This is a genomic window from Sphingobacterium sp. UBA2610 (genome assembly GCF_002339225.1).
GTDB lineage: Bacteria > Bacteroidota > Bacteroidia > Sphingobacteriales > Sphingobacteriaceae > Sphingobacterium > Sphingobacterium multivorum.
On record NZ_DDKA01000011.1, the window covers coordinates 212,054 to 213,689 of the forward strand.

Annotated in this window: 2 protein-coding genes; both read left to right on the forward strand. The window is 37.1% G+C overall.

The window, feature by feature from the left end; genetic code table 11:
• Nucleotides 1–207: 207 nt before the first annotated feature.
• Nucleotides 208–1,074, forward strand: coding sequence for an N-acetylglucosamine kinase (locus tag B4Z47_RS08440; RefSeq protein WP_070566035.1), 867 nt, complete (start codon nt 208–210; stop codon nt 1,072–1,074).
• A gap of 11 nt (nt 1,075–1,085) precedes the next feature.
• Complete coding sequence (locus B4Z47_RS08445; RefSeq protein WP_070566033.1) at nt 1,086–1,610, forward strand: glutathione peroxidase; 525 nt, start codon at nt 1,086–1,088, stop codon at nt 1,608–1,610.
• The last annotated feature ends 26 nt before the right edge of the window (nt 1,611–1,636 follow it).

Below are 1,636 nucleotides of genomic sequence, written 5' to 3' on the forward strand. Positions count from 1 at the left end.
ATGATGACAGGAAGCAGCTGATAGTATCCTCCAATATACATAAATTTATTTAAGAAATGAGGTATAATTCGATGGCAAAATTGCTGCTTTGGATAAAACGACGGTTTTAATTGGGCTGGGGAGATGAAGCAAAAAATCTGTTTTTTATCAGAATTTTTGCTAAGTTTGATACAGTAGTTTATAGGGGGAAAATAATCAAGAATTTGTATGATCTTAGTTGTTGATAGCGGCTCTTCAAAGTCGGATTGGAAGTTGGAATTGCCAGATAGTGCGCCTATCTCATTCAGTACAAATGGACTTAATCCTTTTTTTGTGAATGAAAAGGAAATCACACGTGTTATTAAGGAAATACCCGAAATTATTCCCTATGCCGATGAAGTTACTGAGTTGTATTTTTTTGGTGCGGGATGCATTACGCCCGATCGTCGGGAAATGGTTTCAAATGCATTGACACCCTTATTCGAAAACGCTTACATTTCTGTTGAGAACGATCTTTTTGGTAGTGCCTTAGCGACCTGTGGTAATAAAAAAGGTTATGTAGCGACATTGGGGACGGGGTCTGATTTGAGTTTTTTTGACGGGGAGGAGCTTATGCCCTCACATAATGGAAATGGCTACGTATTAGGTGATGAGGGGTCGGGGGCATATTTTGGAAAAAACCTGGTCAGGCTTTTCCTATATGGCCGTATGCCGAAAGATCTGAACGAAAAATTTGCGAACAAATACAGAATCAATAAAGAGATTGTCATCAAAAATGTTTATCAAAAAGAACGTCCAAATGCTTTCTTAGCATCTTTTGCGCCGTTCATGTCCGATAATATTACCCATCCCTATATTATAGATCTGGTAAAGAGTGGATTCGAAGAATTTGTTCAAGCTTCGATTTTGACCTATCCAGACTATAATAAATATGCATGTCACTTTGTGGGTTCTATTGCGTATAGTTTTGATTTAATCTTGCGGGAAGTCTGTGAAGCACATCAGATACAGGTAGGGACCATTTTAAAATCTCCTATCAACGAGCTTTTTGATGCGGTATTGGAAAGAGAAAGTAATTCATTGTTAAGTCTTTAAAATAATTAAATATGATTATTGCAACTATTATGGTGTATATGTCAATGTTATTTGGCAATCCCAACTTTTATGATTTTAAGTTTACGACACTTGAAGGGCAAGAAGTGAAAATGTCCGATTTCAAGGGGAAGAAAATATTGATCGTGAATACTGCCTCAAAATGTGGTTTCACAAAACAGTACAAAGATTTGGAGGAATTGCACAAGACCTATGGCAATAAGCTCGTTATTATTGGCTTTCCGGCAAATAATTTTGGACAACAGGAACCGGGTTCAAATGCGCAGATTCAAGAGTTTTGTGAACAAAATTATGGTGTTGATTTTTTAATGGCCGAAAAGGTCGATGTAAAAGGAGATCAAATTTCACCCTTGTTTAAATATTTGACCGCTCAGGAGAACCCAGATTTTAAAGGTGATATCAAATGGAACTTTGAAAAGTTTTTGATTGATGAGAACGGCAAACTTGTCCATCGTTTCCGTTCTGCGACGAATCCGCTGGACCCTGCTATTGTAAACTGGGTGGAAAACAAGAAATAGTAAAAATAACAAAGTAAAAAAGCTGC

Bases quoted from the DNA above. Each gene is read 5' to 3' on its own strand.
- B4Z47_RS08445 (WP_070566033.1), top strand. From the start codon at position 1,086: ATGATTATTGCAACTATTATGGTGTATATGTCAATGTTATTTGGCAAT.
- B4Z47_RS08440 (WP_070566035.1), top strand. From the start codon at position 208: ATGATCTTAGTTGTTGATAGCGGCTCTTCAAAGTCGGATTGGAAGTTG.